The following is a 15,157-nucleotide window of genomic DNA, read 5'->3' as shown; positions in this document are numbered from 1 at the left end:
GTCAAACTGATTCTCAAATTTTCGTTTTGATCAACTTGGACCTTTCTGTTCCATTAAAAACCCAATAATTTTTGCTTTTTTTACGTTTTCACTGTGCTACGTCCTGTTCGGTATAAAAATTTTTTGTCAGATGGCAAGGCCAGTGTCTCAACAGTTCCATTAATAACCGTTCTCTTATATTACTTAAAAACTTTATCAGGGTTGACTCATTTCTTCGTTTTTTCCGTTTAGCCATATAGAGCATAATAAACCAATCCTGATTACCGCTTTTGTTTCAACTTATCAATTCATAAAAAATTAGGTTTTTCATTCATTCCTCTAGACCGAGTCTTCATAGAAGGTCGCGAAGATATATCTACCTTTCCAAGCATGTATGCCATGCTATATTAAAGCAATATATATTATCAGGGATCCCGAATTGGATTAAAACAAAAAAATATGTATATTTATAAAATGGCGAAACCACCCAAACACGGGACTTTAGAAAACTGCTGACTCCTACCAAATCGGATAGTATTTTCTATTATAGTCGGGATTTCCTGTGGCTTGTAAAACTGATCCGAACCCTTGCTACTCCTGCTTTTTTAACGAATAAGGTATGTTAATTGAAATAACATACCCCAATAACATACCTACCTATGTGATTGGGTCGTTCGGTTATTGCATTACTCACTTGCATAACTATACAAATAACAGTAACTTGATCCAGGTAGAGTTTACGACCTAAATGATACATGGAGCAGCTTCTTCCTGCCCTTATCTTAGATAGGATTTGCTGCCGTACCACTCCTAATTGCTAAGCACCACAAGTTCTATATTTTCTAAAATCTCCTCGATATCGACTTTTTTATTCCTGAACTTAGGATAGTTATTAACATCCTTTTTTGCTGTATTTACAATTAAATTCTCCATATAACATCAAAATGAATTATTGAGAGGTAATTCTGTTTTTTTATAGTAAAAATCATTAACGGTTTCTACTGAACATTTCGCATTGTATAAGCCTTCGTGACAGATATTCTCCACAAAGCAATCGATGGCAATTCCTTTATTTATAGAGATTTTCACGGTATCTATATGGTTCTTATATATAGGAACCATATATGGTTCCTATTAAACAGTTCGCGTTGTATAAGCCTTCGTGACGAACATTCCCCACAAAACAATCGATGGTAATCCCTTTATTTATAAAGATTTTCACGATATCTGCTAATGCTTTTTATATATAGGAACCATATATGGTTCCTATTAAACATTTTGCGTTGTATAAGCCTTCGTGACGAAGTATTCTTCACAAAGCAATCGATGAAAATCCCTTTATTTATAGGGATTTTCACGGTATCTATATGGTTCTTATATATAGGAACCATATATGGTTCCTATTAAACAGTTCGCGTTGTATAAGCCTTCGTGACGAAGTATTCTCCACAAAGCAACCGATAAAAATCCCTTTATTTATAGGGATTTTCACGGTATCTATATGGTTTTTATATATAGGAACCATATATGGTTCCTATTAACTCAGGTAAAAAAGCCGGATCATTTTTCCCTGAAATTTAGGAATTAATATATTGCATTTTGCTTTTTTATGCTTAGAATTCCATCTATTTTAAATCATGATTAAATAATCTAGATTTTGATTGATTAAATTTTTAGGAATAAAAGATTTTGAAGGTGAATAAAGATAGTTTATAAAATTTGGGAGGTGCTAGATTGCATGAAACTTTTCTCCTTGCCATCAGAATATCTCGAAGAGAGTTGGGAAGTGAAACACCAATATGTCAAAAAGTTTATCGAAGCTTATGTTGATTCATTAAAAACTAAAATCAATTACAAACATGGCACTAAACTATGGACAACTGAATATGTTCGAGAATTATTATCTCTTTTGAATTTAGAGCCCGTAAGCACCAGCTTTACTTATAACAAGGTATCTGAAAAATTTAATGTAACATGTAAGAATCATCCTCATTCCTTGAGTTTTACTACAAGTGTAGAAAAGTTGAGGAAGGGCCAAATATGCAAGTATTGTTTAAATACGTGCAGAAAACTCACGCAGGAAGAGGCCGAAGAGAAAGCTAGAAAAGTTGGATATATACTCCACAGCCAATACACAGATTATCATGGCTCCCATAAGTTCACATGCCCAGAAGGTCATCTTATAGATATGATATATTGGCAAATATTCAAAGGATGTTGCAATGTTTGCGGTCCTGATAAAAAACGAGATAAGTTGCGATTACCGTATGCACGACTAAAGGATTTATTTCAGTATTACAATAATATAAACAAAGACGTTGAGGTAAAGCTATTTTCAACCGAAACAGAATATAACATGTTTAAAGGCAAAAATAGTGAATTCGGAGTAAAACACACATGCAATTTTTGCGGTAAAGAAAAGACCAGTAAATTAAGGGAAGTTTTGCAAGGAAACTTGATGCATAAAGAATGTGGGAATAAATTCATTAATAGTCTAAGAACGTTGACGTACGAAGAGGTTGAGGAAAGGTTTGTAAAAAATAATCTAAAGATATTAATATCTAAAAAGCAGTTCCAAGATGAATACCAAAACAATAAATATCGAATAGAATTTCATTGTATGATATGCAATTTCTCAGGGATCAAATGTGTAGCTGATATTTTAACATCGAAATGTCCTATGTGCCGTCCAAACTTCTCTGGAAAATCAAAAGGTAAGCTGCAAATTTGGGCATATAAAGTGAAAGACCTTGGAAATAATGTTTGCTTTAATTGTGGACTAGATTCCTACTTAGAAGCTCATCATGTATACGATAAAAAAAGTTTTCCCCATTTAAAGCTGGATCCTAATAACGGTAAGGCACTTTGTTATTTATGCCATCGAATTGGGAGGCATTCATATCATAGGTATATAACATCACGTAACCTTACATCATCAACCCCCTATCTTTTTCAGGAATGGCTGGATGAATGCGGCGAAGCATGTAAGATAGACACTCATAACTACCTTTTGGGATACCATAATAAAGAGATAATTCCTTTAAAGGTTTTAACGCCATTTGAAAATTCAAGTGTTTTTACTTTGAAGGTGTAAATCATTCCTTGTTGTCTTTCGATCATTCTTTATAAATACTAAGTAATCCTTGGGATATTTTCTAGTTTCTATTTACAAAATTGAAATAATATTGCTATTATTTTGGTAATTGGTAATGTGTATTGCTATATATTATCTTACAATGAGGTGATAATATGTTATATTTATACGAAATCAAGAACCTACACAAAGACCTTTGTAATTTTGATATTAATCCTCACGAGTCTATCGAAAACCTCCATATCCGCAGCGAGATGCACGAAGTATGCCATTTATTGACCGAACAAGAAAAAATAGAACTTGAAAAATGCGACTATAAAATAATTGAAAATGCTGAAGCATTATTACATCATCTTCAGGAAGTATATGACTTTTCCAACACAAATCGACCAATCGAGGAATGGTGGTGGCACTTACATAAAGTATCTCGTGGTGAGTTAACAGTTGTTGCAAAAGTTAAAAGTTTTAGCAGTTAAAAAAACGCAAAGAGTGATTTAATGACGGCTAACAAAACTTGATAATAAAAAACACCTGCTATGCAAAAGTATTTTTATGTGATGCAGATCATCTTCAGTAACTCAAGGCAGAGGGATGATCTGCAGCCTACCTTTAATGCTAGCTGGTTTAAAAATCTAAGCAAGGATATGGTTAAGTTTACTCATTTAAGAATTCAAATAAAATACCTTTTCCTGCTTCTTTAAAATGTGATTTTACAATAGTCGTCGCAAATAGAGCTTCAATGAGATTTCCTAGGCTCTTTTCCACATTTGAATCGTTTAAATTAATATCCCCAATCCAAAGTAATTTTGACTTTCTATCTTCAGAGTCTCGAACATGGTAACCGTATCTGCTTAAAGATCGATAAATACTATCCCAAATAGACTTGGGCAACCCTCTTGCACTGAATTTTAATTCATAAAATGGAAAAAGCGCTTCTGCCTCAGTCCTTAAATATTTATGAAAACCATATTGAGTTGAAACTTTTTGTTTGCCTTTCCCAACATCTATAACAATAAAGCGGGATGTTTCATCTTCAAAGACAGGTTTGTTCCCTCTATATCCTATAGTGCCTAAATAGACTTCACATGAAATAGGTTGACTCTCCTGGTTTTTATAAATTAAGTAATTTAGGACATACCCTTGCCACGAACCATCTTTCGTTTTCACTACCCAGGTTGGTTGGGAATTCGGTTTTCGTATTACCCTTATATTTTGATGAAACATCATTCTGTCGAAATTTAAATGTAAAATAAGGTTTTTAAATTGATCCGCAATGACCTGATTTGCTTGTTTATCCTCGCTTAATGCTGGACTTGCATCAATTGGTTTGAAAAATTGATAGGATGTATAAGGTACTCCAAAAGGAGAGGTTTCATTTAAATATTCTTGGAAACTGATAGATTCTTTTTCTAAGGATTTCAAGTGTAATTTTCCACTATAAAAGTGTTGCTCTAGAATTTCTTTATCATTCTCAAGCAAATGGTTGTATATAACCTCAGTTTTAATTTCTTTCCATTCAATATTCTTTTGCTGGCATAGTACTCGGAGGGAATTAGGGATAAACTGTCCAATGATCATTCCGCGAATTACAGGCAAGTTTTGTTTGCTCAGTTTCTGTATATAATCCTCAATTTGTTCAATATGTCCAAGTGTAATTTCCCCTTTTTTTAGTTCAACTAGCAAGATTTGATTATTATTATCCTTGAACATTAAGTCTGTTCTTCGATTCTCTAGTTGTCCTTGTCTTTTTATTAGAGTGAGGCCTTCTTCAATTAACTCTGGGTATAGAACTAAAATATCTTCAATTTCCTTTTCAGAAAGTAGTTGCATCGCCCTTCTCCATTCAAATCGATTTCTTTTTCATATATTAAACCGCTTCTCGCTTTTAGTGTTACATACCTGCAAAAATCAGTTACGATAATACTTTTAGAGACAAGGTGTTATTTCTTTGTGTCTTTCTGGACAAATTTTTCTGCTATTTTTTTTACCCTTTCTATCTTTTCTAGAGGTAGTCCCATCTGTTTTGCTACGTCTTCAGCTGACTGCCCTTGTATTAGCAGCTCAAATACTTTGATCCCTTGTTCTCTGCCTTGTTCTATCAACTTTTCTTCATGTGAGTCCATAATAATTCCCCTCCCATTTTTTATTTTATTGTAGTATATAGTAAGTTACTCTGCCATTTCTTTGGAATAATTCAATTATTAGATCGAACGAAAAAACGGGAATAGACCATGGGAATAATTATTTTGCCGATTAATACTAAAAAAGTATATGCCGCTAATTGTAGCCTAGTGATGGAATTAGAAAAACAAATTTATAGCCATAAACAAACAAATCCATCATAACATTTGAGATTTTTATAAAAAATAGTGCAAAAGATTTTCGTTTATACAAATTATTACATGTAAATTGAAATTTTTATGGTACTATATAATCATTAGATAATACATAAAACACTATTTGGCTTTTTTATATTAAGCGATCAAAAGGTGGAATAAAGATGATGGAGCATGAAAAACGCCTTAGAAATATCCAACTCGGCCTGACTGGAAGTGGAAGAACACCAATTGCTTTTGATGTCGGATTGATTACAGGGAGTCATTCCCTAGCACAGTGGATGGCTCATGAATTCAATCATAATTTTGATGAGTACGACCGTGCTATTGATGCTGTTTATAATAGTACGCATGTTGGTGGATCCTCATATCATCATCTCCTTGATGGCCAGCATTCTATTTGGGGGGCATTTCAAGCAGTGAGGGACGTTAAAGCAGATGATTCATTTGCAACGGAAGTTTTGCAAGCGGGCGAACATTTATTACGCGATACCGCATCAGTTTCTGGCATCAATCCCTTTTTTTCATTAACGTCGCAACAATTTCAACAAGTTGCACATATCGTGCAACCATTTGGGCTATCCAAGCCTTTTCTAGCAGATGCTTTAACCATTAATGGACCGGAATTGCTGGGAGGAATGATTGCCCTATTATCAACTTTGCTAGTCGGGAAAAAATTAGACCCTTCTTGTGTTTCAAAGTTGTCAGGCGCTTATCTTATTTCCTCTATTGCCAGTGCCAATCCAATGCTCTTTCCAGTAGCAGCTGGAGGATTAGTATATTCACTGTCAAAATCTGAAAATAAAAAAGAAGCATTGATACAAGGCGGCAAGGGAGCAATTGTTTCAGGAAGCTCCTTATTAATTGGAGGGCTTGTTGGAGGTCCTATTTGGTTAGGGTGCATAGCAGCTATCGGTGCAGCACTAGCCATTAGTTATTCATTAGATCACCCAGAGAAAGCATTCATGAGAATAAAAGACATGATAAAGCCCACAGCTTCCATTCTTCGCAAAGTATCACTTTCATTAGGGTAGGTGACGGAATTGACAATAACAGTAGTATATAAAGATGAAATTTTGAATTTAAATGCCTTTCAAACTATCTTCGAAAAAATAAAAAAAGCGGATCCGAAAATGGGATTGAATATTGAGCAATCCTTAAAGGCTGCTGTTTCAGAGAGCCATGATCTTTTAGCGAAAGTTCGAACAAGCGATCAGGCGCAGTTGGCTTTAATGAAGGAGCAAATTTTTATCCAAGCACAAAGCAGCCAATATTTAAATATTACCGACGAGATTACCCAAAAGAAAAACAACCTTCTTGAATTTAATCCGAAAGCGTATCACGATTTTATGAATGAAGTTGAACGGGAACTCTTGACGTTTATCAACAACAAAAAGTGGATCATGTACAAGGAAATTGAAAAAGACGGAGCTTGGTACAGTGGTCTCAGAGATTCAGCGAAAAAAAGCGGAGGTTCCCTTCTGAATGCTGCCATGAAAGGAATTAATTCGATTTCTAAGGAGTTTAAGGGCAAGGAGGTATTTGACCAAACCGATATGGTTGATGCCAAGTCAATTGTTGAATCGTTGTTGGAGAAACATTTAAGTAATAAAATTGTGACGGATGCGATGGGGGATATTTTCAAAAATGCGTCAAAAAGGTATGAAGAAAAATGGATCGAGCAAATAGCATCAAATGTGCCAAACATCAAAAGACTGTCCGCTTTTTCGATCGCAAATTCAGCCCAGACGAATTTAAAAGTTGATTTTCAGTTTGGTACGGCAGAGCAAGTATTAGCAATGGGGCTAGGTTCAGCAGTTATCGGCGCAGTAGGGTTAGCTATTGGGTGGCATACGTTAACATATGCCATGCTGAACGTTTTCCCCCCTATTGCACTATTTACAGCCCTAATTACGGTTGCAACAGGTTTTATCACAAAAGACAAAGCTATAGAAAATCGAAAAAAGGATATCGATGAGGCCGTCAATCGCTATCATCAATTTTTTCTACAGCAACTGTATACATTAAAGTTAAAAGATATGAACAATAAAAGCATTTCGAATTACATGGAGGAACTCGGTACAGACATCATTCGGGAAGCCATTGCTCAGTGGGAAAAGAATTATTTCGGAAATTTAAAAATGGAGCATTTTCGCGAATTAAATCAAGCGTTTGTTAAACATTTGATGTATGTGAATGAAGCGATGGAAGAATTGACTACATAGTATTCGAAACGATATATCAACGATACAAAAAAGAGCAACCAACCTGTACGGTTGGTTGCTCTTTTAACCTAATTGCTGTTATGTATATAGGTCTCTCTCTTCCTTAATTTTGCCACTCTATCTTTAAATAATCTAAATAATTTTCTGTCAATACTTTTCATTTGAAAGAAAGCTATCAATCTACTAGTTTAGCTACATATTCAATAGTCTCTAGAAAATTATCAATCCGATAACATAGTTTCAAAATTTCAAATTGTATTTTAACTAAAATAATGGTACTCATTAATATTAATAAAAGAAAGAGAGGCAGTTAAATGCACATAAAAATAAAGTGTTCTATTCAAAATAGTAAAGATAATTACACAGGTGAAATTTATTTGAATGGTGTATCCTTATTAGAATATATCGCAGTTGATTTCTCAGGCATAGTATATAATTCTGAAAAGTTTTATAACTATGTTTCTTTCCTTCAATATTTTGAGCAGAAAGTCCTTCCGCTGCATTTACATCGGTTTGTAAATAAAGTCTTTGACCTTAAATATTCTCAAAACGATTTACAGGTTCTCCAACCAATCATAGACTCATTAGAACATTTAATACCTATTGAAAAAAAAAATTATTCGAATATAGAACAAAAGAAGCAAGATACAGACTCACTATTTTTTATTCATCTCTCAGGTGTTGAACTCTCTACTAATGACGCTAAAGAGAAATGCTTATACAATATTTCCTATGAGTTGACTCTAGATATTATGGAAAGGTTAAAGCTTGTCTCTAGAGATTCGAATGCACTTTATCGATTAGCAGAACGCGGAAAACTATTCTTGGTATCTTTAAAACAAAAAGAAAAACTTGAGGGTTTACATAAAAAAGATATCATGGCTCAAAATAAAATAACTGCGAGAAGCCTTCCATCTATTAAGCCTATGTATTGTATCAAGTGTAAAAAAGATTTAGGAATCTATTATGAGACCAGAGTTGATATCGATGAAAAAGGTTTCTCCTCCCTCCCATATCATGTTGCTGTAAATGCACCACGAAAATATTATATCTGTTTTTCATGTAAAAAGAAGCAAATTTAAAAAGCTGGATAAATTAGAAGCAAATTATCAAAAAATAGCTGAGAGTTAAGAGGAAACATTCCCTATCTTCAGCTATTAATGTAGAATTCAAATAGTTAACATTGTATTTGAAATCTTCTTAAACAAACTTCTCAAAAACAATACTAGCGTATATTTTTAATTAATTAATTCTTTTGTTTTTTGTATTCAGCATAAATAGTCGACCGGGGAAACCATAAAAGAATTTATAGACTGATGAAGGAGTTCGGCATTCAAGCCAGGATTCGTAAAAAACGCCTAGTTCATGGGAAGAGAGAAGTCTGTGTCGTGTCAAAAAACTACTTAAATCGAGGGTTTCAAGCTGCCCGGCCGAATGAAAAATGGGTAATGGATGTAACCAGCCTTCCTTTCAATAAACAACTCTTTTACTTATCTGTTATTTATGATTTGTATAATAATGAAGTTGTCTCCTACAAGATAAGCCAGGTAAATAATCTCCAGTTGGTGTTTGATACGCTTGAAGCAGCCTGTAAAAAGCGCCCTGTAAAGGACACTCTTCTGCATAGTAATCAAGGCGTACAATATACATCCCGCGCCTATCACCCTGCGCTGAAGACCTATGGCATGAAAGCAAGTATGTCTAGAAAAGGAAATTGTCTGGACAATGCTTGTATTGAAAGCTTTTTTGGACATTTAAAGGCTGAGTGATTTTATCTCCTAACGTTTAATAATATTTTTGAAATTGAACAAGCCATACATAAATACCTCGACTTTTATAACATCTCAAGGTGTCAAAAGAAACTACATAACCTTTCCCCTGTTGAATATTATGTGAAGGCTATGTAGCTCTTTATGAGTGTCTATTTGACGGGGGGCAAATCAGTTTGTTTAATCTTTAATCACTAATTGGTTGCTTTAGAGATTATAGGGAAATACGCTTGTTTCTGCTTCTAATGAAGCATAATTGAATACCATTTGTCTCGATTCTAGATCGCCAAAAAAATTAGTGCTGTAAACCGTTTGAATATTCACCCTTTCTGATTGTGAGCTCTCCATTTCAGTCCATGATACATGCCCATCCTCAAAGCTGCCTACCCTCCTTAATAAAGCATATGGCTTTTTCGCTATCACTTTATTTTCTTCAAGAAAAACAACTTGAACCGTCTTCCGATCTAATACGCCACTTCCATACTGAATGATTTCAATATAACGGTTTGTATGAGGGGATTGGCTTTTTAATACTACTTCTTTGTCTAAAAAGACGATATAAAAGATACAAAGGAGCATGACAACCCAACCTTTTATTAAAGTCCTCTTTTTCATTTCACCCTCCCTGTGATCAAATAAGAATTTCGCTGTTTTCTATAAATGTTACATCCCTTCTAATAAGCGTTTACTATCTTCACTAAAATTCATTTCAACAAACACTTTCTCTTCTGCCTTGCTAAAAACTCCATAAGCCTTACCATCTTCCCCGTTTTGGTAATCCCATAAATAATTGTGGTCTTCATTCTTCAACGACTATTTCAAATTTCCGCTCTACTATTATTTGTAATACGGTTCACCGTAAATCATCTATATGCGAAAAAATTTAAAAAAGGTATTATACTCTCTCGTTATTCATTCACCAATGACCATTTGTGCTAATCTTATAATCTGTAGCTCCTCTTTAACATCATTTATTGACGTAATACTGTCCTTGGATTGTTGATCTAATTCCTTGGGTAGATCTTGAATCTCCTCTTTAGAAGCTTCTAAATCCTTTTCTAAGTTCTCCTTTATATTTGCCCCCATTTCAGAATTCTCTTCATTGTCCTTCCAAAACTGAATTGCATCTAGCGTATTTTCCCCCGTTTCCCGTATTGAATTTAAAGAGGATTTAGCTGTATTTACTATCCCTAATACACTTGAAGATAGTTCAAAAACTTCATGAGCTTCCATAGTGATATTTCTTAAATCTTCAATCTGATAAATTAAGTTTGAGTTTAACTCTTGTTCAATAAGAAGTAACTTTTCAATGCTTTTTTCCTTTTGATATTCTTCGTATAATAACTTTAACTTGTGATGAGAATCACTCATCTCTTGTTTGATAACTGTTAAGTTCTCCATACGGAATAATATGCTATCAACTTCTTCAAGTTTAATCTGTGCAAAAGCTAAATTCGTACTCATTTTACTTGCAATTGGAACATTAACAAAAGTGCTGACTCCATTTACGACGGAAATTGCTGTGTCAAATTTACCTGTTGCATCTCTTATAGGAGCTAAATTTCCATCTAACCACTTAATATTTTCATCTATTAAATTTATATCCTGATTATATTTCTCTAAATCGCTAATTATTTTTGGTATTTCTGTTTCTATTACTTTTATTGAATCCTCCCTATTTTCAGTTAGTTGGTTCTTCATAGCATTTATCTCTGCGGAGTCACTAGAACTATTATTGATAGCTATCTGACTAGCTATGTATCCGACTGACCCTGAAATTAATATTGATGAAATTATCGTAATTGGAAACAAATATCTTTGAAGTGATTGTTTGGGGCTAGATTTAGCCCTCTTCTTTTCCGGCTCCATTTGCAGCTCTCTCCTCGTGTCCGATAGCAATATTTCAATAATTCTAATGAGTTCCTAGTTATTGACTCAAATACGTTTAGGCAACAAGTACTCTTAAATTAAACCTTTTCTTTTTAACTCTTCAATTATCTTAGATTCTTCAGGGGTTGGAACTGGAGATTGTTCTTCTTGAACAGGAAATTCAGATTGATTTAATCCCCAATCCATTAGTGTGATTAACACCTCATCAGAAATCCGAATGTCTCTTTCTCGAATTTCATTTAGCCCCCAGTCATTATGTTGATTAGAAAGATCAAGTAATGACTGTACTTTTGATTTCTTGTAACTTTCTTGTTTCTTTTTAAAGTATCCATTACTTGCAATAATGTTTAGCTTTTTCTCAAAAGGAATCTTATTCCCAATGTGTTCCACTAACTCTTTGACTTCTCCATCAGAATTGTTTGGGAAATAACTTGATTGCCATTTTTGAGGAAGGATATGCTCTATTTCCCATTTCTCAGGAAGTAATTCCTTCTGACTTCGATAAGCAAGAATCTTCAATATCATACGAACAGTATTACGGTGAGCCATTTTTATCTTCCCTTTTAATTCCTGTTCATCTACTGTAGCAAAATCAAATTTCGGCATAGAGGATCTAATAATTTCAGAGTTTAAATTCAAGATTCCTCGCTTTACAGCATTAATAGTTGGCGTAACTATATACCTTGCCGCCAACACTGCAAGTAGTTTCTTGAGGAATTTTAAGAATAGGACTTCAAAATCTTGCGAATCATGATATTTAAGGTAATAAATAACCACTGGGTACTTCCAAAATTCATTTGGATACGAAGTTAACCCATCAAGCACTTGTTTAATTTCAATATTTTTCGACCATTCTTCATTTTCGATTTCTACACGATTATTAACTACTATCCATAAATTAAGCACCGTATTAAGGTTCTTCATCACGTCGCTCTTATATAACTGCCCAAAGTTATTCCTTGAATAATATTTCCTTATTCCTGGTGTTGTTGTATTTCTATCGTTTTCTAATGCTCTCAAATAGAACATATAATAATAAAATAGTTTTTGAATACTTTCATTCGCATTTGTAGCTTCATCATCAAGTTGTTGCCACTGTTCAATAAACACGGCTTTCCCTTCAGCATCCAATTGATTATAAATCTTTGCTTTAAAAATATCTGCATCGGATAAAGCTAATCCTCTATCATTTAGAGTTGAGAAAATAGTTAAAGCCGTATCTTGTGAATCTGCCGTAATTGGTAATAAAATCGCTTTGTTCAAAACATTTCGGATGAACCAGAAAAACAATTCTGGCTCATTAGTAGCATATTTCTCAATTAGCCCTGTAAATAATTTATAGTTTAACGAATAGTTATCTTTCACATCGTCATTAATAGTGCCACTAGTAAGAATTTTAGCAAAAATTTTGTTTCCTTCATCTCTCATCACCCGGGATTCAATAAGCGTTTTTTCGAAATCAACCTCAGCAGTTAATTCATCCTGTTGCCACAATGCTGATTCAATTTGTCCCTTAAAATTTTTTACTTCTTTTGTTTCTGTCATTGAATTAAGTTTTGAGTAGAGTGCACGAAGCAATAAAAACAAAGATGTAATTCGCTGTTGACCATCTATAATTTCCTGTTCGTCATCCTCATTCTCGTAAGAAACAATTGTTCCAAGAAAATAAGTGCTTTCATTATCATTTTCTGTGTACTCTACTAAATCCTCAAAGAGCGTTTGAATTTGTTCGTCAGTCCACGCATATGGACGTTGATACTCAGGGATAATGAATTTATTAACTTTGCCTGTTTCTAATAATTGTTTCACACTCTGTTTGTTCACTTCGATTGTCGTAGCCATTGTCGATTCTCCATTCTGTACCTTGTCATTACACATCATCAATTGACTACAATAGAAATAGGCGATTACAAATCTTCTACACCGTTACATTATCAGTCATTGATAACTTTTTAAAAAATTACCGTAATTATCTTTTGAACTTTGTAGCCGCTTTTACTCCCTCTTTAAGCACTGTTGGATTTTTGGTTGCTGCAACTAACCCTAATCCTGATGCAACTACACCAGCTACCTTATATACTGCTTATACTTTTCATTTAAATTGGTTTTATAACTTGCCTTCTGCAGATCATCATAAACACCACCCACAAGATTATCAATATCGCTCTTTTCAAGGTGCTTTTCCGGCAAATAAATTTCGACCTTTATAGATCCTTTTTTTCTTCCGTGGTTTCTCATAATTTTTTTGTTTGGTTTTTCTTTTAAAGAACATTATAATTGTAGCTTATTCTCCTTATTTATACTGCGTTAGTAATTAAACTTTTTCATTAATGATTATCGTTGTACTCAAGTACATCAGTATAATCATCATATAAGCTAGACTTCTTGTCATAACTACTAGTAGCATAAGCTGCTCTTTTAGCTTTTAATACTGGATGGGGAACAAAATGCTTTAAGGCATTTGCATAAAAAGAATTCAATGTAGAAACTCCATAAACCACAAATGCTGCTATTTCTCTACTAATTCCTTTCAGAAACTCTTCTTGTGTGTGAGGGCTTAGCCTCTCTAATTTTCTCCAGTCTACATACAACCACAATAGACACTCATTGAGAATATCTTCAAAAAATCCTTCATTCTCTACAGTGTATTTTAATTTACCTTCATATTTTTCTTTCAATTTAAGATATTCTTCTGAGCCTAAGCCTTTTAAAAACACATGTGCCACAGCCTTTTCGCCATTCACTTGTGTCCAATTGAGGTCAACCATTGTATGACCAAATCCAGGTTTAGTTGAATATATCTTGTTCCAATGTCTAAATTCCTCTATTGGGGGAAGTGTACCTTTCACAATTGATTTATTATGAATTATAGGCATTAATTGGTACCGCATTCCATCAAAAGAAGATTTATCTACCATTTCATCCCATACTTCTCTAGAGAAAGGAGAATTATCAATTATTTCACCTTTTTTGTTGATCAGAACCCATTGGTCTTGTCCATCAATTAGCACCTCTGAAAAACCTTTTATAAATCCATGATTAACCCCTATATATTGAGGCTCAATGACCACTTTACCATCTTTATCACAAAATCCATATTTCCCATTTTCACTTTCAAATACTAATAGCCCTTCCATAAAAGAGCCAAAAAGTGTGTATTGGAAAGGGATTTTGAGATGTCCCTGTTGATCAAGAAATCCATATTTTTGGGATTCTAAATTTTGAATGAGAATAAGCCCCTCACTAAATTTAAATAGTTTATAACTATCAGCAGGAAATTTTGGTGGAATGGCAAACTCACCATCCATGTTAATAAGTCCCCATTTCCCATCTAATTGAACGGCTGCAAAACCGTTATGATAGCACTCAGCACGCTCAAATTTAGGTGGTATCTTCATTGATCCTTTTGAATCATAAAAACCATATTTTAATTCCATTTTATTAATTTCCCCCTTATATTTATGATTGGAAGTTCTGTACGAGTTACATTTGATCTAGTTTCTTTTATTCTGTATATCGTCCAAGCACCTTGTCTTTTTACTAGTGAATCACATGTTGTTTCCAACCAGTGGAGCGTCTACACTTATCTGGGCAGAAAAATTAAGGTCACGTACACTTCCTAACCTAAAACAGATGAGGAGCACCAACTATGACAAAGCGAGAACACCGTACATTTACGTTTGAGTTCAAAAAGCAAATGATACAGCTGTACTAGAATAAAAAATGAAGCGGGCCATTATTAATGAATATGATCTGACTCGGTCATCTCTTGATCGGTGGATTAATCGGAATGAAACCTCCGGTTCTTTTAAAGAGAAGGCTTTGTTAAACAATATTGTTGATTTTAAACAAAAGAAAGAGGAC

The 15,157-nt window shown here is 33.9% G+C and carries 13 protein-coding genes and 1 pseudogene; 7 read left to right on the top strand and 7 right to left on the bottom strand.

Annotation, left to right across the window (positions count from 1 at the left end):
- The first annotated feature begins 1,765 nt into the window (after positions 1 to 1,765).
- Together VP98_RS00320 and VP98_RS00315 are read left to right on the top strand one after the other, a co-directional pair.
- On the top strand, positions 1,766 to 3,073 hold the full coding sequence (locus VP98_RS00320) for a hypothetical protein (RefSeq protein WP_156151272.1): 1,308 nt from the start codon (positions 1,766 to 1,768) through the stop codon (positions 3,071 to 3,073).
- A gap of 155 nt (positions 3,074 to 3,228) precedes the next feature.
- On the top strand, positions 3,229 to 3,549 hold the full coding sequence (locus VP98_RS00315) for a hypothetical protein (RefSeq protein ID WP_046173346.1): 321 nt from the start codon (positions 3,229 to 3,231) through the stop codon (positions 3,547 to 3,549).
- A gap of 178 nt (positions 3,550 to 3,727) precedes the next feature.
- Here VP98_RS00315 and VP98_RS00310 read toward each other — a convergent pair whose 3' ends face one another.
- Together VP98_RS00310 and VP98_RS00305 are read right to left on the bottom strand one after the other, a co-directional pair.
- Positions 3,728 to 4,903 (bottom strand): endonuclease NucS domain-containing protein, encoded by a 1,176-nt coding sequence (locus tag VP98_RS00310; protein ID WP_046173345.1) that lies wholly within the window; start codon positions 4,901 to 4,903, stop codon positions 3,728 to 3,730.
- Positions 4,904 to 5,013: 110 nt separating this feature from the next.
- Positions 5,014 to 5,196 carry a hypothetical protein gene (locus VP98_RS00305; RefSeq protein WP_046173344.1) on the bottom strand — a complete coding sequence of 61 codons (183 nt, stop codon included), beginning with the start codon at positions 5,194 to 5,196 and terminating at the stop codon, positions 5,014 to 5,016.
- A 377-nt stretch (positions 5,197 to 5,573) separates the two neighbouring features.
- Between VP98_RS00305 and VP98_RS00300 the strand changes: the two genes are divergently transcribed.
- From VP98_RS00300 to VP98_RS19400, 5 genes and pseudogenes are all read left to right on the top strand, one after another.
- Positions 5,574 to 6,443 carry a hypothetical protein gene (locus VP98_RS00300; protein WP_046173343.1) on the top strand — a complete coding sequence of 290 codons (870 nt, stop codon included), beginning with the start codon at positions 5,574 to 5,576 and terminating at the stop codon, positions 6,441 to 6,443.
- 9 nt (positions 6,444 to 6,452) lie between these two features.
- Positions 6,453 to 7,634, top strand: a complete 1,182-nt coding sequence (locus tag VP98_RS00295; RefSeq protein ID WP_046173342.1) for a hypothetical protein — start codon at positions 6,453 to 6,455, stop codon at positions 7,632 to 7,634.
- Between the two features lie 314 nt (positions 7,635 to 7,948).
- On the top strand, positions 7,949 to 8,716 hold the full coding sequence (locus VP98_RS00290) for a hypothetical protein (RefSeq protein ID WP_046173341.1): 768 nt from the start codon (positions 7,949 to 7,951) through the stop codon (positions 8,714 to 8,716).
- Between the two features lie 195 nt (positions 8,717 to 8,911).
- On the top strand, positions 8,912 to 9,403 hold the full coding sequence (locus VP98_RS00285) for an IS3 family transposase (RefSeq protein WP_331427826.1): 492 nt from the start codon (positions 8,912 to 8,914) through the stop codon (positions 9,401 to 9,403).
- Between the two features lie 18 nt (positions 9,404 to 9,421).
- Positions 9,422 to 9,541, top strand: a pseudogene (locus VP98_RS19400) (IS3 family transposase); the annotation flags it as partial.
- A gap of 69 nt (positions 9,542 to 9,610) precedes the next feature.
- On the opposite strand, the gene VP98_RS00280 reads toward VP98_RS19400, so the two are convergent.
- From VP98_RS00280 to VP98_RS00265, 5 genes are all read right to left on the bottom strand, one after another.
- Positions 9,611 to 10,018: a hypothetical protein gene (locus VP98_RS00280; protein ID WP_046173340.1), complete on the bottom strand. Its 408-nt coding sequence runs from the start codon at positions 10,016 to 10,018 to the stop codon at positions 9,611 to 9,613.
- Between the two features lie 48 nt (positions 10,019 to 10,066).
- Positions 10,067 to 10,213, bottom strand: coding sequence for a DUF6241 domain-containing protein (locus tag VP98_RS19005; RefSeq protein WP_197076524.1), 147 nt, complete (start codon positions 10,211 to 10,213; stop codon positions 10,067 to 10,069).
- Positions 10,214 to 10,315: 102 nt separating this feature from the next.
- Positions 10,316 to 11,272 (bottom strand): hypothetical protein, encoded by a 957-nt coding sequence (locus VP98_RS00275; RefSeq protein WP_046173339.1) that lies wholly within the window; start codon positions 11,270 to 11,272, stop codon positions 10,316 to 10,318.
- A gap of 93 nt (positions 11,273 to 11,365) precedes the next feature.
- Entirely contained in the window at positions 11,366 to 13,135 is a 1,770-nt protein-coding gene (locus VP98_RS00270; RefSeq protein ID WP_046173338.1) for a DUF262 domain-containing protein, read from the bottom strand.
- Between the two features lie 485 nt (positions 13,136 to 13,620).
- Positions 13,621 to 14,730 (bottom strand): WG repeat-containing protein, encoded by a 1,110-nt coding sequence (locus VP98_RS00265; protein WP_046173337.1) that lies wholly within the window; start codon positions 14,728 to 14,730, stop codon positions 13,621 to 13,623.
- Positions 14,731 to 15,157: the final 427 nt, after the last annotated feature.

Source organism: Domibacillus indicus (assembly GCF_000970685.1).
Classification (GTDB): domain Bacteria; phylum Bacillota; class Bacilli; order Bacillales; family Domibacillaceae; genus Domibacillus; species Domibacillus indicus.
This window is presented reverse-complemented; position numbering and strand designations above follow the sequence as displayed.

Excerpts from the sequence above, each read along its gene's own strand:
- VP98_RS00315 (WP_046173346.1), top strand. The coding sequence starts at position 3,229 with ATGTTATATTTATACGAAATCAAGAACCTACACAAAGACCTTTGTAAT.
- VP98_RS00310 (WP_046173345.1), bottom strand. The coding sequence starts at position 4,903 with ATGCAACTACTTTCTGAAAAGGAAATTGAAGATATTTTAGTTCTATAC.
- VP98_RS00305 (WP_046173344.1), bottom strand. The coding sequence starts at position 5,196 with ATGGACTCACATGAAGAAAAGTTGATAGAACAAGGCAGAGAACAAGGG.
- VP98_RS00300 (WP_046173343.1), top strand. The coding sequence starts at position 5,574 with ATGATGGAGCATGAAAAACGCCTTAGAAATATCCAACTCGGCCTGACT.
- VP98_RS00290 (WP_046173341.1), top strand. The coding sequence starts at position 7,949 with ATGCACATAAAAATAAAGTGTTCTATTCAAAATAGTAAAGATAATTAC.
- VP98_RS00280 (WP_046173340.1), bottom strand. The coding sequence starts at position 10,018 with ATGAAAAAGAGGACTTTAATAAAAGGTTGGGTTGTCATGCTCCTTTGT.
- VP98_RS00275 (WP_046173339.1), bottom strand. The coding sequence starts at position 11,272 with ATGGAGCCGGAAAAGAAGAGGGCTAAATCTAGCCCCAAACAATCACTT.
- VP98_RS00270 (WP_046173338.1), bottom strand. The coding sequence starts at position 13,135 with ATGGCTACGACAATCGAAGTGAACAAACAGAGTGTGAAACAATTATTA.
- VP98_RS00265 (WP_046173337.1), bottom strand. The coding sequence starts at position 14,730 with ATGGAATTAAAATATGGTTTTTATGATTCAAAAGGATCAATGAAGATA.